25 protein-coding genes and 3 tRNA genes are annotated in these 17290 nt (G+C 63.2%); 1 reads left to right on the top strand and 27 read right to left on the bottom strand.

Features of this window, described 5'->3' with window-relative positions:
• Window positions 1-29: 29 nt before the first annotated feature.
• The 27 genes from secY to IFT65_RS06775 form a co-directional block, all read right to left on the bottom strand.
• Window positions 30-1397, bottom strand: a complete 1368-nt coding sequence (gene secY / locus IFT65_RS06905; RefSeq protein WP_188324941.1) for a preprotein translocase subunit SecY — start codon at window positions 1395-1397, stop codon at window positions 30-32.
• Window positions 1398-1404: 7 nt separating this feature from the next.
• Window positions 1405-1848, bottom strand: coding sequence for a 50S ribosomal protein L15 (gene rplO / locus IFT65_RS06900; RefSeq protein WP_188324942.1), 444 nt, complete (start codon window positions 1846-1848; stop codon window positions 1405-1407).
• 4 nt (window positions 1849-1852) lie between these two features.
• Window positions 1853-2044 carry a 50S ribosomal protein L30 gene (gene rpmD / locus IFT65_RS06895; protein ID WP_188324943.1) on the bottom strand — a complete coding sequence of 64 codons (192 nt, stop codon included), beginning with the start codon at window positions 2042-2044 and terminating at the stop codon, window positions 1853-1855.
• Window positions 2037-2579, bottom strand: a complete 543-nt coding sequence (gene rpsE / locus IFT65_RS06890) for a 30S ribosomal protein S5 (protein WP_188324944.1) — start codon at window positions 2577-2579, stop codon at window positions 2037-2039. Before rpsE ends, rpmD begins: the two co-directional genes overlap by 8 nt.
• Before the next feature lie 160 nt (window positions 2580-2739).
• Entirely contained in the window at window positions 2740-3093 is a 354-nt protein-coding gene (gene rplR / locus IFT65_RS06885) for a 50S ribosomal protein L18 (RefSeq protein WP_188324945.1), read from the bottom strand.
• An 86-nt stretch (window positions 3094-3179) separates the two neighbouring features.
• Window positions 3180-3704, bottom strand: coding sequence for a 50S ribosomal protein L6 (gene rplF / locus IFT65_RS06880; RefSeq protein ID WP_188324946.1), 525 nt, complete (start codon window positions 3702-3704; stop codon window positions 3180-3182).
• A gap of 17 nt (window positions 3705-3721) precedes the next feature.
• Window positions 3722-4120, bottom strand: coding sequence for a 30S ribosomal protein S8 (gene rpsH / locus IFT65_RS06875; RefSeq protein WP_004145387.1), 399 nt, complete (start codon window positions 4118-4120; stop codon window positions 3722-3724).
• A gap of 227 nt (window positions 4121-4347) precedes the next feature.
• Window positions 4348-4653: a 30S ribosomal protein S14 gene (gene rpsN, locus IFT65_RS06870; RefSeq protein WP_188324947.1), complete on the bottom strand. Its 306-nt coding sequence runs from the start codon at window positions 4651-4653 to the stop codon at window positions 4348-4350.
• A 21-nt stretch (window positions 4654-4674) separates the two neighbouring features.
• Window positions 4675-5217, bottom strand: coding sequence for a 50S ribosomal protein L5 (gene rplE / locus IFT65_RS06865; RefSeq protein ID WP_188324948.1), 543 nt, complete (start codon window positions 5215-5217; stop codon window positions 4675-4677).
• A 10-nt stretch (window positions 5218-5227) separates the two neighbouring features.
• On the bottom strand, window positions 5228-5545 hold the full coding sequence (rplX, locus tag IFT65_RS06860; RefSeq protein WP_188324949.1) for a 50S ribosomal protein L24: 318 nt from the start codon (window positions 5543-5545) through the stop codon (window positions 5228-5230).
• Between the two features lie 16 nt (window positions 5546-5561).
• Window positions 5562-5930 (bottom strand): 50S ribosomal protein L14, encoded by a 369-nt coding sequence (gene rplN, locus IFT65_RS06855; RefSeq protein ID WP_042614221.1) that lies wholly within the window; start codon window positions 5928-5930, stop codon window positions 5562-5564.
• A gap of 13 nt (window positions 5931-5943) precedes the next feature.
• Window positions 5944-6213: a 30S ribosomal protein S17 gene (rpsQ, locus tag IFT65_RS06850; RefSeq protein WP_188324950.1), complete on the bottom strand. Its 270-nt coding sequence runs from the start codon at window positions 6211-6213 to the stop codon at window positions 5944-5946.
• A gap of 11 nt (window positions 6214-6224) precedes the next feature.
• Entirely contained in the window at window positions 6225-6410 is a 186-nt protein-coding gene (gene rpmC / locus IFT65_RS06845) for a 50S ribosomal protein L29 (protein WP_101098576.1), read from the bottom strand.
• Complete coding sequence (gene rplP / locus IFT65_RS06840; protein ID WP_042614224.1) at window positions 6410-6823, bottom strand: 50S ribosomal protein L16; 414 nt, start codon at window positions 6821-6823, stop codon at window positions 6410-6412. Before rplP ends, rpmC begins: the two co-directional genes overlap by 1 nt.
• 5 nt (window positions 6824-6828) lie before the next feature.
• Entirely contained in the window at window positions 6829-7560 is a 732-nt protein-coding gene (gene rpsC / locus IFT65_RS06835; protein WP_038690288.1) for a 30S ribosomal protein S3, read from the bottom strand.
• A gap of 17 nt (window positions 7561-7577) precedes the next feature.
• Entirely contained in the window at window positions 7578-7913 is a 336-nt protein-coding gene (gene rplV / locus IFT65_RS06830) for a 50S ribosomal protein L22 (RefSeq protein WP_017355410.1), read from the bottom strand.
• Between the two features lie 12 nt (window positions 7914-7925).
• Window positions 7926-8195, bottom strand: coding sequence for a 30S ribosomal protein S19 (rpsS, locus tag IFT65_RS06825; protein ID WP_188324951.1), 270 nt, complete (start codon window positions 8193-8195; stop codon window positions 7926-7928).
• Between the two features lie 6 nt (window positions 8196-8201).
• Entirely contained in the window at window positions 8202-9029 is an 828-nt protein-coding gene (gene rplB / locus IFT65_RS06820; RefSeq protein ID WP_188324952.1) for a 50S ribosomal protein L2, read from the bottom strand.
• A 10-nt stretch (window positions 9030-9039) separates the two neighbouring features.
• The gene (gene rplW, locus IFT65_RS06815; RefSeq protein WP_042614228.1) at window positions 9040-9339 is read right to left on the bottom strand and encodes a 50S ribosomal protein L23; all 300 of its coding nucleotides are present in this window, start codon (window positions 9337-9339) and stop codon (window positions 9040-9042) included.
• Window positions 9336-9941 (bottom strand): 50S ribosomal protein L4, encoded by a 606-nt coding sequence (gene rplD / locus IFT65_RS06810; RefSeq protein ID WP_188324953.1) that lies wholly within the window; start codon window positions 9939-9941, stop codon window positions 9336-9338. The genes rplW and rplD overlap by 4 nt, the downstream gene beginning before the upstream one ends.
• A 12-nt stretch (window positions 9942-9953) precedes the next feature.
• Window positions 9954-10604 (bottom strand): 50S ribosomal protein L3, encoded by a 651-nt coding sequence (rplC, locus tag IFT65_RS06805; protein ID WP_188324954.1) that lies wholly within the window; start codon window positions 10602-10604, stop codon window positions 9954-9956.
• An 11-nt stretch (window positions 10605-10615) separates the two neighbouring features.
• Window positions 10616-10927, bottom strand: a complete 312-nt coding sequence (gene rpsJ, locus IFT65_RS06800; RefSeq protein ID WP_010341589.1) for a 30S ribosomal protein S10 — start codon at window positions 10925-10927, stop codon at window positions 10616-10618.
• A 331-nt stretch (window positions 10928-11258) separates the two neighbouring features.
• On the bottom strand, window positions 11259-12449 hold the full coding sequence (gene tuf / locus IFT65_RS06795) for an elongation factor Tu (protein WP_192080876.1): 1191 nt from the start codon (window positions 12447-12449) through the stop codon (window positions 11259-11261).
• A 40-nt stretch (window positions 12450-12489) separates the two neighbouring features.
• Window positions 12490-12565 (bottom strand) — tRNA-Thr (locus tag IFT65_RS06790).
• Between the two features lie 53 nt (window positions 12566-12618).
• Window positions 12619-12692 (bottom strand) — tRNA-Gly (locus IFT65_RS06785).
• 35 nt (window positions 12693-12727) lie between these two features.
• Window positions 12728-12813, bottom strand: a tRNA-Tyr gene (locus IFT65_RS06780).
• A gap of 136 nt (window positions 12814-12949) precedes the next feature.
• Window positions 12950-14005, bottom strand: a complete 1056-nt coding sequence (locus tag IFT65_RS06775; protein ID WP_192080875.1) for an isoaspartyl peptidase/L-asparaginase — start codon at window positions 14003-14005, stop codon at window positions 12950-12952.
• Window positions 14006-14199: 194 nt separating this feature from the next.
• Between IFT65_RS06775 and IFT65_RS06770 the strand changes: the two genes are divergently transcribed.
• A complete protein-coding gene (locus tag IFT65_RS06770) occupies window positions 14200-17166 on the top strand; it encodes an autotransporter outer membrane beta-barrel domain-containing protein (protein ID WP_192080874.1) in 2967 nt (988 codons plus the stop codon).
• The last annotated feature ends 124 nt before the right edge of the window (window positions 17167-17290 follow it).

Raw genomic sequence — 17290 nt, 5'->3', positions numbered from 1 at the left:
ATCAGGAAGACGATAGTGTAACAGGCAGATCAGCCGCGTGCAAAACCGCCGCGATTGCCACCCTTCAGGTTTGCCTTCTTCAACAGGCTTTCGTACTGGTGCGACATCAGGTGCGCCTGAACCTGGGCGATGAAGTCCATCACCACCACCACCACGATCAGCAGCGAGGTGCCGCCGAAGTAGAACGACGCGTTCAACTGGGTGCGCATCAGTTCCGGCAGCAGGCAGACGATCACCAGATAGGCCGAACCCGCCGCGGTCAACCGCGTCAGCACGCCATCGATGTAGTCAGCGGTCGCCTTGCCCGGACGGATGCCCGGAATCAGCGCGCCCGACTTCTTCAGGTTGTCCGCGGTTTCCTGCGAGTTGAACACCAGCGCGGTATAGAAGAACGCGAAACCGGTGATCAGCCCTGCGAACACGATCATGTGCAGCGGCTCACCCGGCCCGAGGGCATTGGCGATCTTCTGCAGCCATTGACCGGTGGCGCTCTGGTTGGCCGCCTGGCCGGACCACATCGCCAGCGTCGCCGGGAAGGCCAACAGGCTGGAGGCGAAGATCGCGGGGATCACGCCGGCCATGTTGAGCTTCAGCGGCAGGAACGAGGTCTGGTTCATGTACGCGTTGCGGCCACCCTGGCGACGTGCGTAGTTCACCGTGATGCGGCGCTGGCCGCGTTCGACGAAGACTACGAAGAAGGTGAAGGCCAGTACCACCAGCGCGATCAGCAGCAGCTGGATGAACTGGATGTTGCCGTCGCGGTACGCATCGAACGTATGGATGATCGCGCCCGGCAGACCGGCGACGATGCCGGCGAAGATGATCAGCGACACACCGTTGCCGATGCCGCGCTCGGTCACCTGCTCACCGACCCACATCAGGAAGATGGTGCCTGCGGTCAATGCGATCACGGCAGTGAGCACGAAGCCCATGCCCGGCGCATACACCACGGCCGTGCCACCCGGCGATACCTGGTTCTGCAGTGCCAGCGCGATGCTGCCGCCCTGCACCACCGCCAACAACACGGCGCCGATGCGGGAATACTGGGTGATCTTGCGGCGTCCAGACTCACCTTCCTTCTGCAGCGCCTTCAGCGCCGGGAAGATGTGGACCGCCAGCTGCATCACGATCGATGCCGAGATGTACGGCATGACGTTCAGCGCGAAGATCGAAAAACGGTGCAGGGCGCCGCCCGAGAACATGTTGAACATGTCCACGATGCCGCCGCCCTGCTGTTCCATCATGGCAAGCATGGCATCGGGGTTCACGCCCGGAACCGGCACATAGCACCCGATCCGATAGACGATCAACGCCCCGACGACAAACAGCAGACGCTGGCGAAGTTCAGTGAACTTGCCCATTCCACCTGCGAGGTTACCGATGCCAGCTTGCGCCATGATGCTATTACTCCGTTACGCTGCCGCCGGCAGCTTCGATCGCAGCCTTGGCACCAGCCGTGGCAGCGATGCCCTTCAGGGTGTACGCCTTGGTCAGCTCGCCCTTGACGACGATCTTGGCCTTCTTCGCGATGCTCGGGACCAGCTTGGCTTCACGCAGGATGGCGAAAGTGATTTCGCCAGCCGGCAGCTTGTCCAGCTGATACAGCAGCACTTCAGCGGTGTCCTTGGCGATCGGCGAGTTGAAGCCGATCTTCGGCAGACGACGCTGCATGGGGGTCTGGCCGCCTTCGAAGCCAGCCTTGATCTTGCCGCCACCCTTACGGGCGAACGAACCCTTGTGGCCGCGGCCGCAGGTCTTGCCCAGGCCGGAGCCGATGCCACGACCGACGCGGGTACGCGGGGTACGCGCGCCCGGTGCCGGGTTCAGTTCATTCAGATGCATGGTCATTGGATTATTCCTCAACCTTGACGAGGTAGTGAACCTTGTTGATCAGGCCGCGAACCTGCGGGCTGTCCTTCAGTTCACGCACATCGTTGAGCTTGCTCAGACCCAGGGCACGCACCGACAGGCGGTGACGGGACTGGGCACCACGAAGGCCGCGCACCAGGCGCACCTTGACAGTCTTGCTGGTCGAATCAGCCATGATTCAGATCCTCTACCTTCTTGCCGCGCTTGGCCGCGATGCGAGCCGGCGACTGCACAGCAGCCAGGCCCTTCACGGTGGCACGCACCAGGTTGATCGGGTTGCGCGAACCAACAGCCTTGGCCAGCACGTTCTTCACGCCAACGGCTTCCAACACGGCGCGCATGGCGCCACCGGCGATGACGCCGGTACCTTCAGACGCGGGCTGCATGAAAACGCGTGCTGCACCGTGACCGTCCTTGATGGTGTGCCACAAGGTGCCGTTGTTCAGATCAACGCTGACCTGGTTCTTGCGCGCCTGCTCCATCGACTTCTGGATGGCGACCGGCACTTCGCGTGCCTTGCCATAGCCGAAACCGACCTTGCCTTCGCCATCGCCGACCACGGTCAGTGCGGTGAAGGTGAACTGACGACCGCCCTTGACGGTCTTGCTGACGCGGTTGACCGCGACCAGCTTCTCGATCATGCCATCGTCGACTTTTTCTTCGCGGTTACGGTCGCGATCGCGACCCCGCTGCGGACGTTCTTCTGCCATCTTGATTCCTTGGTTGTTTAGGTATGTACGGCTCGAGGCCGCTTATGGTTGTGGAGTGGTGCGTTGTTCCGGTACGCCGTTGCATAAGAACGGGACCGTCCGGCCACCCTCTGGCCGGCGAGCAGGCGGAAAGGAGCCCATGGGCTCCCTTCCTTATCCCTTAGAACTGCAGGCCAGCTTCGCGAGCAGCGTCAGCCAGGGCCTTGATGCGGCCATGGTAACGGTAGCCCGAACGATCGAAGGCAACCTTCTCGATGCCGGCGGCCTTGGCGCGCTCTGCAACGATACGGCCGACCTTGGCAGCAGCTTCGGCGTTCTTGCCGCTCTTCAGGCCTTCCTTGACGTCGGCCTGGGTGGTGTTGGCAGCAGCCAGCACCGTGGAGCCGTCGGCGGTGAAGACCTGTGCGTACAGATGCTGACCGGTGCGCAGCACCGACAGACGGGCGACGCCGAGCACACGAATGTGGGCACGGGTCGACTTGGCGCGGCGCAGGCGGGCGATGTTCTTGTTCATGATTTTTTGTCCTGGAAAGCTGAAGGTTGGGCTTTTCCCCGGGGAGTCCGCACACGGAGGTGCGGGCTCCTGCAAGGAACTCGCGCTTACGCCTTCTTGGCTTCCTTGCGAATGATGACTTCGTCGGAGTACTTCACGCCCTTGCCCTTGTACGGTTCCGGCTTGCGGTACGCACGGATCTTGGCGGCAACTTCACCGACGATCTGCTTGTCAGCACCCTGCACCAGAATTTCGGTCTGCGTCGGGGTGGTGATGGTGATGCCTTCCGGCGCCACATACAGGATCGGATGCGAGTAACCGAGCGCCAGGCTCAGGTCCTTGCCCTGCATGGAAGCACGGTAACCGACGCCGACCAGCTCAAGCTTGCGCTCGAAGCCATCGGTGACGCCCTTGACCATATTGGCCAGGATCGCGCGGACGGTACCGGTCAGCGGCACGAGGGCTGCGTCTTCGGTGCTCAGGGTGGCAACGCCGTTCTCGACATTAATGGCAATGCCAGCCGGCTTGGCCAGCGACAGGGTGCCCTTCGGGCCCTTGGCGGTGACACTGTCGGACTGGACGTTCAACTCAACCTTACCCAGGTCGATCGGCTTCTTGGCTACACGGGACATGGTCTACTCCTTTCGCCTTAGGCCACGAAGCACAGGACTTCGCCGCCGACGCCCAACTGGCGCGCCTGCGCATCAGTCATGATGCCCTTGGAGGTGGAAATGATGGAAATACCCAGGCCGTTCATGACCTTCGGCAGCTCGCTCTTGCCACGGTACTGACGCAGACCCGAACGCGAGAAACGCTTCAGGGTCGCGATGACCGGCTTGCCTTCGAAATACTTCAGCACGATTTCGAGCTCGGACTTGTTGTTCTCGAGCGCGGTAACGCGCAGGTCGGTGATGTAACCCTCGTCCTTCAGGACCTGGGCGATCGCAACCTTGATCTTGGACGACGGTGCTTTCACCGTCTGCTTGCCAACCGCTGCCGCATTCTTGATGCGGACCAGCAGGTCGGCGATGGGATCAGTCATGCTCATATGAGTACCTTTGAGTGCACCGATATCCGCTTTCGCGAATTCTGTTTTTGTAGTCCTGGGATGGGCCAGGCCCCCTCCCCCGCAACCAGCGCAAGGCAAGACGCGGGATTATACGCCAAAAGAGCCCGACTTGCGTCGGGCTCTCTGGTTTTTTCTGCAGACGGGCGAACCCGCCTCGGCTGGACCTGCCCTCCCCGTTCAGGGAGGGCAGTCGCAGGACCGGCTGATTACCAGCTGGCCTTGCGCAGGCCCGGCACGTCGCCACGCATGGTGGCTTCGCGGAGCTTGTTACGGCCCAGGCCGAACTTGCTGTACACGCCACGCGGGCGGCCAGACAGTTCGCAACGGTTGCGATGGCGGCTCGGCGACGAATCGCGCGGCAGCTTCGACAACTTGGTGGAGGCTTCGATCTTCTCTTCGTAAGACGCGGTCGGCGAGGACACGATCTTCTTCAGAGCAGCGCGCTTGTCAGCGAACTTCTCAGCCAGCTTCTTCCGCTTGATGTCGCGGTTGACCATGGAGGTCTTTGCCATTTTCGGATATTCCTCGACGTATCAGTTACGGAACGGGAACTTGAACGCTGCCAGCAGCGCCTTCGCTTCCGCATCGGTCTTCGCCGTGGTGGTGATGGCGATATCCATACCGCGGATCGCATCGACAGCGTCGAAATCGATTTCCGGGAAGATGATCTGTTCCTTCACACCCATGTTGAAGTTGCCGCGACCGTCAAAGGAACGACCGGACACACCACGGAAGTCGCGCACGCGCGGCAGCGAGATGTTGATCAGGCGGTCCATGAACTCGTACATCTTTTCACGGCGCAGCGTGGTCTTGCAGCCGATCGGCCAACCATCGCGGATCTTGAACGACGCAACCGACACACGCGACTTGGTGATGACCGGCTTCTGGCCGGCAATCTTGGTCATGTCGCCGACGGCGTTTTCCAGGATCTTCTTGTTGGTCGCTGCTTCACCGACACCCATGTTCAGGGTGACTTTGACCAGCTTCGGCACTTCCATCGGATTCTTGTAGCCGAACTGCTTCATCAGCGCCGGGACTACTTCTTCCTTGTAAAACTTTTCGAGACGGGTATTCATCAGCGCATCCTCAGGCGTCGAGCGCCTCACCGCTGGAGCGGAACACACGCAGTTTGCGTCCATCCTCCAGCACCTTGAAGCCAACGCGCTCGCCCTTGCCCGTTGCCGGGTTGACGACGTTTACGTTGGAGATATGGATCGACGCTTCACGCTCGACCACGCCGCCGGCAACGCCTGCCTGCGGATTCGGCTTGGTGTGGCGCTTGACGATGTTCACGTTGGCGACGACCACACGGTCGCCGTCCACGCGGACGATTTCGCCCTGCTTACCCTTGTCCTTGCCAGCGGTGACGACAACCTGGTCGCCCTTCTTGATACGGTTAGCCATGATTATCTCCTGTCGCTCACAGCACTTCGGGAGCGAGCGAGACGATCTTCATGAACTTCTCCGAACGAAGTTCACGCGTCACCGGTCCGAAGATACGGGTGCCGATCGGCTCCTGCTTGTTGTTCAGCAGTACGGCAGCATTGCCGTCGAAGCGGATCAACGAACCGTCCGGACGACGAACACCCTTGCGGGTACGGACAACAACGGCGTCGTAAACTTCGCCCTTCTTGACCTTGCCGCGCGGAATCGCGTCTTTGACGGTGACCTTGATGATGTCACCAATGTGCGCATAACGGCGCTTGGAACCACCAAGCACCTTGATGCACATCAGTTCCTTGGCACCGGAATTGTCCGCGGCGTCAAGGTAGCTCTGCATCTGGATCATGAGTCAGATCTCCTTATTCAGCCGCACGCGTGATGACTTCCACCACGCGCCAGTTCTTGGTCTTGGACATCGGAGCAATTTCGGTCACGCGCACGACATCGCCTTCGTTGCAGGCATTGTCGGCATCATGGGCGTGCAGCTTGGACGAGCGCTTGATGTACTTACCGTACAGCGGGTGCTTGACCTGGCGTTCCACCAGAATGGTGACCGTCTTGTCCATCTTGTTGCTGACGACACGGCCTTCGACCGTGCGCAGCGCTTTGTTTTCAGTGTTGTCGCTCATAGCGGCCATCCTTACTTGGTGCTGCCGAGCAGGGTCTTCGTGCGAGCAATCTCGCGACGGACCCGGCGGATATCGTGAGTCTTCGGCAGCTGGCCGGTGACCTGCTGCATACGGACAGAGAACTGTTCCTTACGCAGGTCGATCAGGTGGGCCTTCAGTTCGTCAGCCGACTTTTCACGGAGTTGTTTGAGGTCCATCAGCGCACCGTCCGGGTTACGAAAGTGGTGGTGACCGAGAGCTTGGCGGCAGCCAGGCGGAATGCCTCGCGTGCCACGTCTTCGGTAACACCCTCGATTTCATAGATCATGCGGCCGGGCTGGATCTGGGCCACCCAGTATTCCACGTTGCCCTTACCCGAACCCATTCGAACTTCGATGGGCTTCTTGGTGATGGGCTTGTCGGGGAACACACGGATCCACATCTTGCCACCGCGCTTGACGTAGCGGCTGATCGAGCGGCGGGCCGCTTCGATCTGACGCGCGGTCAGCTGACCGTGGGCGGTTGCCTTCAGGCCGTACTCGCCGAAGCTGACAGCGTTTGCGCTCCAGCTCAGGCCGTCGTTACGCCCCTTGTGTACCTTGCGGTATTTGGTTCGCTTGGGTTGCAACATTGTCGTTACCTCGCTTCACGAGCCGGGCGCTGACGGTCACCGCGGTCGCCGCGATCGTTACGATCGTTGCGCGGGGAGTCGTCCTGCTTTTCCTGGCCAACCTGGGAGAAATCGAAGACCTCGCCCTTGTAGATCCAGACCTTGATGCCGATGATGCCGTACGTCGTCTTGGCTTCAGCGAAGCCGTAGTCGATGTCGGCACGCAGCGTGTGCAGCGGCACGCGGCCTTCGCGGTACCACTCCGAACGGGCGATTTCTGCACCGTTCAAGCGGCCACCGACGTTGACCTTGATGCCCAGGGCACCGAGGCGCATCGCGTTGCCGACCGAGCGCTTCATTGCACGGCGGAACATGATGCGACGCTCAAGCTGCTGCGCGATGGACTCGGCAACCAGCTGTGCGTCCAGCTCGGGCTTGCGCACTTCAGTGACGTTGATGTGCGCCGGGACGCCCATCATCTCGCTCACTTCCTTGCGCAGCTTCTCGATGTCCTCACCACGCTTGCCGATCACCACGCCCGGACGGGCGGTGTGGATCGTCACGCGGGCGGTCTTGGCCGGACGCTCGATGAGGATCTTGCTGATGCCGGCCTGCGCAAGCTTCTTGCGCAGCATTTCCCGCACCTTCAGGTCGGCCGCCAGATAACCAGCGAACTCGCCCTTGTTGGCGTACCACTTGGAGTTCCAATCCTTGGAAATACCGAGGCGGATACCAATCGGATGAACTTTATGACCCATGGTCTTTTCCTTTCCGCTTACTTGCCGGCGCCCACAACCACAGTGATGTGGCTGGTGCGCTTGAGGATGCGGGTACCGCGGCCTTTCGCCCGCGCCATGAAACGCTTCAGGGTCGGACCTTCATCTACCATGATGGTCTGGACCTTCAGCTCGTCGACGTCAGCGCCCTGGTTGTTCTCGGCATTTGCAATAGCCGACTCCACCACCTTCTTGATCAGGTGTGCAGCCTTCTTGTCCGAGAACTTCAGCAGGTTGACCGCACGCTCGGCCGGCAGGCCGCGCACCTGGTCAGCGACCAGGCGGGCTTTCTGCGCAGAGATGCGCGCGGAGCGCAAAATGGCTTTCGCTTCCATTGTCATCTCTCCTTACTTGCCGGACTTCTTGTCACCACCGTGACCCTTGAAGGTCCGGGTGATGGCAAATTCGCCAAGCTTGTGGCCGACCATGTTCTCGTTGATGAGAACCGGGATGTGGTTTTTGCCGTTATGCACGGCAATGGTGACGCCTACCATGTCAGGCAGGATCATCGAACGACGCGACCAGGTCTTGATCGGACGCTTGCTACCCGCAGCGGCTGCCACCTTGACAACAAGGTGGTGATCGACAAACGGGCCCTTCTTGAGTGAACGTGCCATGGTCGATTAGCCCCTACGATCGCGGACGATGAACTGCTGAGTGCGCTTGTTATGGCGCGTCTTGTAACCCTTGGTCGGAACACCCCACGGGGTGACCGGATGCGGATTACCCTGGCCGGCCTTCGCCTCACCACCGCCGTGCGGATGGTCAACCGGGTTCATGGCTGCACCACGAACGGTCGGGCGGACACCGCGCCAGCGCTTGGCGCCAGCCTTGCCCAGCTTTTCCAGGTTGTGCTCGTCGTTACCGACTTCACCGATGGTGGCGCGGCACTCGACCGGCACCTTGCGCATTTCACCCGAGCGCAGGCGCAGGGTGGCGTAGATGCCTTCACGAGCGACGAGCTGCACGGCGGCGCCGGCGGCACGAGCGATCTGTGCACCCTTGCCCGGCTTCAGTTCGATGCCGTGAATGGTGGTACCGACCGGGATGTTGCGCAGCGGCAGCGTGTTGCCTGCCTTGATCGGCGCATCCGAGCCTGCAATCACCTGGTCACCGGCCTTCAGGCCCTTCGGTGCGATGATGTAGCGACGCTCACCGTCGACGTAGCACAGCAGGGCGATATGGGCAGTGCGGTTCGGATCGTATTCGATGCGTTCCACGCGTGCCGGAATGCCTTCCTTGTTGCGCTTGAAGTCGATGACGCGGTAGTGCTGCTTGTGACCACCACCAACGTGGCGGACCGTGATGCGGCCGTGGTGGTTACGACCACCCGACTTGCTCAACGGCTCCAGCAACGGTGCGTGCGGTGCGCCCTTGTGCAGATCGGGAGTAACCACGCGCACGGCCGAACGACGGCCGGGGGAAGTGGGTTTGAATTTCATCAATGGCATGGGATGGACCTCAGGCCTTGGCCGTTACATCGATGGACTGGCCATCGGCCAGGCGCACGTACGCCTTGCGCCAATCGCCACGGCGGCCAGCGCGGTTACGGAAGGACTTGTTCTTGCCCTTGACGTTCAGCACGTTGACGGCCTCGACCTTGACGTCGAACAGCTGCTCTACCGCGGCCTTTACATCTGCCTTGGTGGCTTCGTTCGAAATCTCGAAGACATACTGGTTGGAAAGTTCCTGCAGGCGCGCGGTCTTTTCAGAGACTCGCGGAGCGCGCAGCACGCTGAAGATTTTCTCGTTGCTGCTCATGCCAGCCACTCCTCGACCTTCTTGACCGCATCAGCGGTAATGATGACCGTATCGGCACCGACCAGCGACACCGGGTCCAGACCCTGCACGTCACGCACTTCCACGTAGGGAATGTTGCGCGCCGACAGGTACAGGTGCTCGGAGGCTTCTTCAGTGACGATCAGCGGGCGCTTGCCCACTTCCAGGCCGGCCAGCTTGGCGATCAACGACTTCGTGTTGGTCGCTTCGACATCGAAGGCCTCCACGATCGTCAAACGGCCCTGACGGTTCAGCTCGGACAGGATCGCGCACATGGCGGCACGGTACTGCTTACGGTTGACCTTCTGCTCGAAGCTACGCGGCTTGGCCGCGAAGGTGACACCACCGCCGATGAAGATCGGAGCCGTCAGCGCGCCATGACGCGCACCGCCGCCCTTCTGCTTCTTCGACTTCTTGGTGGTACCAGCCACTTCAGAACGCGTTTTCTGCGCCTTGGTACCTGCGCGACCGGCGTTGCGATAAGCGACGACAACCTGGTGGACCAGATCACCGCAGAAATCGCGACCGAACACGGCATCGGAGACCGAGACCTTGTTATTGCTACCCGTGATAACGAGTTCCATCGTCATCTCTCCTTATGCCTTGCTCGCCGGACGGACGATCACGTCGCCACCCGCCGCGCCAGGAACGGCGCCGCGAACCGCGATCAGACCGCGCTCGACGTCGACCTTGACAACTTCCAGATTCAGGGTGCTCTGCTGCACGGAACCCATGTGACCGGACATCTTCTTGCCCGGAAACACGCGACCCGGCGTCTGGCGCTGGCCCAGTGAACCCGGCGCGCGATGCGACAGCGAGTTACCGTGGGTAGCGTCACCCATGCGGAAGTTGTAGCGCTTGATGGTGCCCTGGAAGCCCTTGCCCTTGGTGACACCCTGGACGTCGACGATCTGGCCGACTTCAAAGATGTCCGCCTTGACTTCGCCGCCAACGGCGAAATCGCCGAGCTGCGCGTCTTCAACGCGGAATTCCCACAGGCCACGGCCCGCTTCCACTTTCGCCTTGGCGAAGTGACCGGCTTCCGGCTTGTTGACCAGGGCAGCGCGACGCGCGCCGACGGTCACCTGCACAGCGCTGTAGCCGTCAGCTTCGACGGTCTTGATCTGCGCGATGCGGTTCGGGGAGGCTTCAATCAGGGTCACCGGGATGGACTGGCCATCTTCAGTGAAAACGCGGCTCATGCCAGCCTTGCGGCCCACGAAGCCCAACGAATATTTCTTCGTCATGGTCGTAGTCCTCAGGTCAGCTTGATCTGAACGTCGACGCCGGCAGCCAGTTCGAGCTTCATCAGCGCGTCCACGGTCTTGTCGTTCGGATCAACGATATCGAGCACGCGCTTGTGCGTGCGGGTCTCGTACTGGTCACGCGCGTCTTTGTCGACGTGCGGGGAGACGAGGATGGTGTAGCGTTCAATCTTGGTCGGCAGCGGGATCGGGCCACGCACTTGCGCGCCGGTCCGCTTTGCCGTTTCTACGATCTCGCTGGCCGAACGGTCGATCAAACGATGATCGAACGCCTTCAGCCGGATACGGATCTTTTGGTCCGCCATGACGGTGGTTCCTTCGTTAAAAGAGCGACGAGCCAGGCCTCTGGGTTGCCTAGCCCCGTGAATATCCTGAATACAGACGGCCCGCACTCCTGCAGGCCGACAAGGTCAATCCATTAACCTCAAAAACGTAGGCAGGTCGGTTTCCCGGCCTGCCCAGACGTAGAAGCATAGCGCACATACAAAAAGCCTGTCAACACAGTGTGTTGACAAAGCCTGAATGGCGCGACCGATCCTGGTCCGGGGAACACGAAACACGTCCTGTGTTTCTTTTCCCTTTTAAAAGCGCCCCGATGCCCTACCCAGGCAACATCGGGGCGCAAAGTCTAACAGATTACTTGATGATCTTCGACACCACGCCGGCGCCGACCGTACGGCCGCCTTCGCGGATCGCGAAACGCAGGCCTTCGTCCATTGCCACCGGGTTGATCAGGGTGACAACCATCTTCACGTTGTCGCCCGGCATCACCATCTCGACACCTTCCGGCAGCTTGGCAGCACCGGTGATGTCCGTGGTACGGAAGTAGAACTGCGGACGGTAGCCGTTGAAGAACGGGGTGTGACGGCCGCCCTCATCCTTCGACAGCACGTACACTTCGCCTTCGAACTCGGTGTGCGGCTTGATCGAACCCGGCTTGCAGAGGACCTGGCCACGCTCGACGTCGTCACGCTTGGTGCCGCGCAGCAGCAGACCGGCGTTGTCGCCTGCCTGACCCTGGTCGAGCAGCTTGCGGAACATTTCCACGCCGGTCACGGTGGTCTTGACGGTGTCGCGGATACCGACGATTTCGATTTCTTCGCCGACCTTGATCACGCCGCGCTCGATACGACCGGTCACCACGGTGCCGCGGCCCGAGATCGAGAACACGTCTTCCACCGGCATCAGGAACGGCTTGTCGACAGCGCGCTCCGGCATCGGGATCCAGGTGTCCAGCGCCTCGACCAGCTTGATGACAGCCGGCACACCGATGTCGCTCTGGTCGCCTTCCAGCGCCAGACGCGCCGAACCGGCGATGATCGGGGTGTCGTCGCCCGGGAAGTCGTACTTGCTCAGCAGCTCGCGCACTTCCATTTCCACCAGCTCAAGCAGCTCGGCGTCATCGACCATGTCTGCCTTGTTCAGGAAGACGACGATGTACGGCACGCCGACCTGACGCGACAGCAGGATGTGCTCGCGGGTCTGCGGCATCGGGCCGTCAGCAGCGGAACAGACCAGGATCGCGCCGTCCATCTGCGCTGCACCAGTGATCATGTTCTTGACGTAGTCAGCATGGCCCGGGCAATCGACGTGGGCGTAGTGACGGTTCGGGGATTCATATTCGACGTGTGCGGTCGAAATCGTGATGCCACGTGCCTTTTCTTCCGGCGCGGCGTCGATCGAGGAATAATCCTTGAACTCGCCACCGAAGCGCTCGGCACCGATCTTGGTCAGTGCGGCGGTCAGCGTGGTCTTGCCGTGGTCGACGTGACCGATGGTGCCGACGTTGACGTGCGGCTTGGTGCGCTCGAACTTACCCTTGGCCATGGCTGCTTATCTCGAATTCGTCTTGGGGTGATGCTTAAGATGGTGCTCACGAAAGGAATCGAACCTTCGACCTCTTCCTTACCAAGGAAGTGCTCTACCGACTGAGCTACGTGAGCGAGTTTTGCATTATGGCATGAACCGAAATATCTTCAAAGTTCTAAACATTCAATGGAGCGGGAGACGGGAATCGAACCCGCACAATCAGCTTGGAAGGCTGAAGTTCTACCATTGAACTACTCCCGCACCGGGAATTGCCACAACGTGAAACTACGTGAAACTGGTGGAGGGAGGTGGATTCGAACCACCGAAGGCGTAAGCCAGCAGATTTACAGTCTGCCCCCGTTGGCCGCTTGGGTATCCCTCCTTACCACCCCATGCCGTGGCGCCGAAGCGTTGCGGTGTGTGGTGGTGAGCCCGCAATTCTGCTGATCCGCCGCAGGTCTGTCAACACGTTTTTTCTTTTTTTTCACATGCTGTCGCAAACCCGTTGATACGCAAGGTTATCGGCCGGGGACCTCGAGTGGCTCGTCGGCGAAGATCGCAACATGCGGCACACCGTCGGCGCCTATCCAGCCCCGATACATGCCCTGGGTGTTGAAGGGCAGCCCGATCTGCCCGTCTGCGGTCAGGACGATGGCGCCGCCGTCACCGCCCATGGCAGGGATCATTTCATTGATGACCTCGCGCCCGGCCTGGGCGGCCGGGGTGCCTGACAGACGCACGCGTGCGCAGATTTCATGCGCTGCCGCGGTGCGCAGGTAGAACTCACCCCAGCCGGTGCTGGAAACCGCACAGCGCGCATCGGCCCAGGTGCCAGCACCGATGACCGGCGAATCGCCCACGCGCCCGTAGCGCTTGTTGGTCATGCCGCCCGTCGACGTGCCGGCCGCCAGCCTGCCCTGCGCATCCAGCGCGAGCGCGCCGACCGTACCGAAATGCCGTGCGGTCTCCAGATCGGCATGCGCCGTGCCCGCTCGCTCTTCCTGCAAGGCCCGCTGCAGCTGCTGCCAGCGCTTGTCCGTGCGGAAGTACGACGGATCGACCAGCGCGACACCCTGCTCGGCAGCAAAGGCCTCAGCGCCCTGACCTACCATCATCACGTGCGCAGAGTGCTCCATCACCGCCTGCGCCAGCAGGATCGGGTTGCGCACCCGCTGCACGCCGGCGACGGCACCGGCACGCTGGTTCGCGCCGTCCATCAACGATGCATCCAGCTCGTTGCGACCGTCATGGGTAAAGACCGCGCCACGCCCCGCATTGAAGGTGGGGTCGTCCTCGAGCACGGTGATGGCGCGGGTGACCGCGGCCAGTGCCGGGCGTCCGGCAGCGAGCTCGGCATGCCCCGCGCGCAAGGCGGCCGTCAGCGCCTGACGGGCGGCACGCTCTTCTGCTGCGGACAGATCCTTGCGCTGCACCCCGGCCCCGCCGTGGATCACCAGCAACGGATCGGACATCACAGCCGGCGCAACCCCCGGTTCGCCGGGCGTGGCGGCGGCCGCAACGGCAGCAAGGCTCAGCGACAACAGCACGACGGCACAGCACAGGCGCAACGTCATCCAGGCATCTCCCACAGGTCGGTAAACGACCACGCTGCGCGCGTGCGGCTCGCTTGGCAAGCACCCCGCCGAGCGCGCCACGCTTTTCAGCCGGAGTCGATGGAGCCCACCGGAACGCTGCCCTAGCGTCGGGCGCTGCGGCCGATCACGCGCCGCCGCACCCCACCCCTGCGCCACCCCGCAAGCGAGATCCCATGAATCTTCCCACCCTGCCCCGTGCGGCCACCCCGGCGCGTGCGCGCCGCCCTCTCTGCCCTACCCTGCTCAACCTGGCGATGGCCGCCGCGCTGCCCGCCGCTGCGGCGGACTACAGCGGCCCGATCACCGTGGATGGCGGGGAGGCACGGCACTTCGAAGACGACCGTATCGTGCAGGACCGCGCCGGTACGGCGTTAAGCGTGCGCGGTACCGGCAGCGAGGTCAGCGTGGTCGATTCCACCCTTGCGCTGGGCGCCGCCGCGACCACCGCACAAGCCGTGCAGGCCAGCGCCGGCGGCCGCGCCAGCCTGGGCCGCAGCACCCTGGAACTCTCCCCCGGCAGCACCGCCGCTGCGCTGCTGGCCACCGATACCGGCAGCCGGATCGACGGCAGTGACCTGCAGCTGCACGGTGGCGGACGCCTGGAAGCGCACGACAGCGCGGTGCTGACGCTGGTCGACAGCCGGTTCGACGCCAGCGGCAGCAATCCGCGCATCGGCGGGTTACGTGCGACGACGGGCGCCCAGGTGCTGCTGCGGAACGTGGACTATCTCAACGGCTTTCTGGACGTAGCCAGCGGCGCGCAGGTCGAGGCCGACAACGTCACCCTTACCGGCACCATCGGCAGCGCGCGCCTGCTGGGGAATGCGGCGACCGGCGACTACGCGGCGCTGCACATCGTGGGCGGCCTGTACGACTCCAGCGGCGATATCGGCTTCAACATCAACAGTGGCGGCCGCCTGCTGGCCGAAGGCACCCGCATCCGCAGCGCCCCGGGCACGGGCAGCGCGGCCATCTGGCTCTCCAGCGACAGTTCCGACCTGCAGTTGCGCGGCAGCCAGCTCGACGTCTTCGGCGAGGGCCGGTACGCCGTGGAGCTGTTCGGCGGCAACGCGCTGCTGATTGACGACGTGATCAACGTCCACGGTGATCGCGGCCAGGGGCTGCGCGCGACCGGCTCCACCGGCAGCACCCGTACGCGCCTGCAGGCCAGCGGCAGCCGCATCGAGCTGCAGGGCAACGACGCCACCGGGGTGTTCGTTGGCGGCGGCGCCACGCGCGCATCGCTGCAGGACGTGCGCATCGACAGCGATGGGCTGCGGGCTTCCGGCGTGGTGCAGGTGAACACCGCCACCCTGGACCTGGCGAAAGGCCTGCACATCGACCTGCGTGGCGCGCAGTCCATCGGCTGGCGCTCGTACCTGACGGCCGACGGCGACTACTGGAATCGCGCCCTGCTGCAGGACGGCACGTTGCGCACACCGGCCGGCACCGCCTTCTGGCTGCAGGGCGGAAACCACGAGCTGCAACTGCACGGCATGCAGGTGAATGAAGCGGCCCCGGCGGGCGCGCTGCTGCGTGTCGGCGACACCGTGTTCAACGATGGCTCACGCATCGCGGCAGGCACGGTGCAGGTCGCGGCCCTCGACAGCATCCTGAGCGGTGATATCACCGTGGAAAGCCCCACGGCCGCCGTGGATATCAGCCTGGCCGGTGCAAGCCTGTGGCGCGGCGCCTTGCGCGAGGTCGAGGGACTGCATGCGCGCTCGATGCACGTAGCGGCGGGCAGCCACTGGACCGTCACGGGAGACTCGGCCGTGGAGACGCTGGACCATGCGGGCACGATCGCCTTCATCGCGCCCGCCGCGCAGCCGTTTGCGCAGCTGACCGTGCATGGCGACTACGCGGGGCACGGCGGACTGCTCGTGCTCAACACGCGGCTGGAAGGTGACGATGCCCCCAGCAATCTGCTGCACATCGAAGGCGACAGCAGCGGTAGTACCCGCCTGCAGGTGGAGAATGCCGGCGGCGGCGGCGCGGCGACGGTTGAGGGCCTGCGCGTGGTGCAGGTGGACGGCACTTCGGGCGCAGCCTTCGCACTGGAAGGACGCGCGGTGGCTGGCGCGTACGAATATTTCCTGCACCAGGGCAGCGCCGCCGCACCGGGCGACGGCGACTGGTACCTGCGCTCGCAGCTGCCGTCGGACCCGGTGAATCCCTGCGAGCAGGATCCTGCTGCGCCGGGATGTACGCCGGTGACGCCGCCGATCACGCCGCCCGTGACTGTCCCGCCCGTGACACCGATCACGCCGCCGGTGATTCCGCCGACCGTCTCCCCGCTCGTACAGCGGCCGGAGGTGGGCGCCTGGCTGGCCAACCAGGCGGCGGCACTGCATCTGTTCGACATGACCCTGCACCAGCGCAGCGGCGACCCCTCGCTGCCCGCAGCGCAGGACGGCATCACGGCGTGGTTGCGCATGCCCAGCGAAAACGCGCGCATGGACGTCACCGACCAGCTGCAGGGTCGACGCCAGCAGCACGTGGTGCAGGCAGGTGCGGACCTGCTGCACTGGGGCCACGGCAGCCACGGAGTGGCCGGGGTGATGGCCGGCAGCGGGCGTGTCGATCAGCAGGTGATGTCCACGCGCACCGGCTACAGCGCGGACGGACGGATCGATGGCCGCAGCGTGGGCGTGTATGCCAGCTGGCTGCAGGAAGCGCGCTACATCGACACCTGGCTGCAGCACGCCGACTTCCGCGGCAGTGTGCAGGGCGAGGCACTGGCACGCGAGCATTACCGCGCCCGCAGTACCAGCGCGTCAGTGGAAGTGGGCCAAAGCCTGGCGGTGTTCCAGTCCGGCGCGCACGCGCTTTATCTGCAGCCGCAGGTGCAGGTGACGTGGAACAGCTGGGCCATGACCGGCGGCACGCACATCGAGCGGAACGGCACCCGGGTCAGTGTCGCCGATGCCGGCGGCCTGCAGACGCGGGTCGGCCTGCGCCTGCATGGCCGTCCGCTGCCCGATGCCAGCGCGGGGGTGCAGCCGTTCCTCACCGTCGACTGGATCACGCGTCACGGCGCAGGCAATGCAATGCGCTTCGACGATGCGAGGGTGTCCGGCGGCGATCCACGCACGCTGTACCAGGTGCGTGCCGGCGTGCAGGCGTGCAGGCGCAGCTGAGCGAACGGGTAGCCGCATGGGGCGAACTCGACGTCGCGCGCGGCGCATCGAACTTCCGCCAGTACGGGGCACTGATCGGCATCCGGTATGGATTCTGACACCCCGCATGTTCTCCACACCCACG

The organism is Stenotrophomonas sp. CFBP 13725 (genome assembly GCF_014841935.1).
In the GTDB taxonomy this organism is placed as follows: domain Bacteria; phylum Pseudomonadota; class Gammaproteobacteria; order Xanthomonadales; family Xanthomonadaceae; genus Stenotrophomonas.
The sequence above is the reverse complement of the archived record's forward strand: the minus strand, read 5'-3'. Positions and strand labels throughout refer to the sequence as shown.

Excerpts from the sequence above, each read along its gene's own strand:
- rplO (WP_188324942.1), bottom strand. The coding sequence starts at position 1,848 with ATGACCATGCATCTGAATGAACTGAACCCGGCACCGGGCGCGCGTACC.
- IFT65_RS06770 (WP_192080874.1), top strand. The coding sequence starts at position 14,200 with ATGAATCTTCCCACCCTGCCCCGTGCGGCCACCCCGGCGCGTGCGCGC.
- rplV (WP_017355410.1), bottom strand. The coding sequence starts at position 7,913 with ATGGAAGCGAAAGCCATTTTGCGCTCCGCGCGCATCTCTGCGCAGAAA.
- secY (WP_188324941.1), bottom strand. The coding sequence starts at position 1,397 with ATGGCGCAAGCTGGCATCGGTAACCTCGCAGGTGGAATGGGCAAGTTC.
- rpsS (WP_188324951.1), bottom strand. The coding sequence starts at position 8,195 with ATGGCACGTTCACTCAAGAAGGGCCCGTTTGTCGATCACCACCTTGTT.
- rplF (WP_188324946.1), bottom strand. The coding sequence starts at position 3,704 with ATGTCCCGTGTAGCCAAGAAGCCGATCGACCTGGGTAAGGTTGAGTTG.
- rpmC (WP_101098576.1), bottom strand. The coding sequence starts at position 6,410 with ATGGACCTCAAACAACTCCGTGAAAAGTCGGCTGACGAACTGAAGGCC.
- rpsJ (WP_010341589.1), bottom strand. The coding sequence starts at position 10,927 with ATGGCGGACCAAAAGATCCGTATCCGGCTGAAGGCGTTCGATCATCGT.
- rplW (WP_042614228.1), bottom strand. The coding sequence starts at position 9,339 with ATGAGCAGCAACGAGAAAATCTTCAGCGTGCTGCGCGCTCCGCGAGTC.
- rplD (WP_188324953.1), bottom strand. The coding sequence starts at position 9,941 with ATGGAACTCGTTATCACGGGTAGCAATAACAAGGTCTCGGTCTCCGAT.
- rplP (WP_042614224.1), bottom strand. The coding sequence starts at position 6,823 with ATGTTGCAACCCAAGCGAACCAAATACCGCAAGGTACACAAGGGGCGT.
- rplX (WP_188324949.1), bottom strand. The coding sequence starts at position 5,545 with ATGGCTAACCGTATCAAGAAGGGCGACCAGGTTGTCGTCACCGCTGGC.
- rpsE (WP_188324944.1), bottom strand. The coding sequence starts at position 2,579 with ATGGCAGAAGAACGTCCGCAGCGGGGTCGCGATCGCGACCGTAACCGC.
- rplR (WP_188324945.1), bottom strand. The coding sequence starts at position 3,093 with ATGAACAAGAACATCGCCCGCCTGCGCCGCGCCAAGTCGACCCGTGCC.
- rpsC (WP_038690288.1), bottom strand. The coding sequence starts at position 7,560 with ATGGGTCATAAAGTTCATCCGATTGGTATCCGCCTCGGTATTTCCAAG.
- rpmD (WP_188324943.1), bottom strand. The coding sequence starts at position 2,044 with ATGGCTGATTCGACCAGCAAGACTGTCAAGGTGCGCCTGGTGCGCGGC.
- rpsQ (WP_188324950.1), bottom strand. The coding sequence starts at position 6,213 with ATGAGCGACAACACTGAAAACAAAGCGCTGCGCACGGTCGAAGGCCGT.
- IFT65_RS06775 (WP_192080875.1), bottom strand. The coding sequence starts at position 14,005 with ATGACGTTGCGCCTGTGCTGTGCCGTCGTGCTGTTGTCGCTGAGCCTT.
- rplB (WP_188324952.1), bottom strand. The coding sequence starts at position 9,029 with ATGCCATTGATGAAATTCAAACCCACTTCCCCCGGCCGTCGTTCGGCC.
- rpsN (WP_188324947.1), bottom strand. The coding sequence starts at position 4,653 with ATGGCAAAGACCTCCATGGTCAACCGCGACATCAAGCGGAAGAAGCTG.
- rplC (WP_188324954.1), bottom strand. The coding sequence starts at position 10,604 with ATGACGAAGAAATATTCGTTGGGCTTCGTGGGCCGCAAGGCTGGCATG.
- rplE (WP_188324948.1), bottom strand. The coding sequence starts at position 5,217 with ATGAATACCCGTCTCGAAAAGTTTTACAAGGAAGAAGTAGTCCCGGCG.
- rpsH (WP_004145387.1), bottom strand. The coding sequence starts at position 4,120 with ATGAGCATGACTGATCCCATCGCCGACCTGCTGGTCCGCATCAAGAAT.
- rplN (WP_042614221.1), bottom strand. The coding sequence starts at position 5,930 with ATGATCCAGATGCAGAGCTACCTTGACGCCGCGGACAATTCCGGTGCC.
- tuf (WP_192080876.1), bottom strand. The coding sequence starts at position 12,449 with ATGGCCAAGGGTAAGTTCGAGCGCACCAAGCCGCACGTCAACGTCGGC.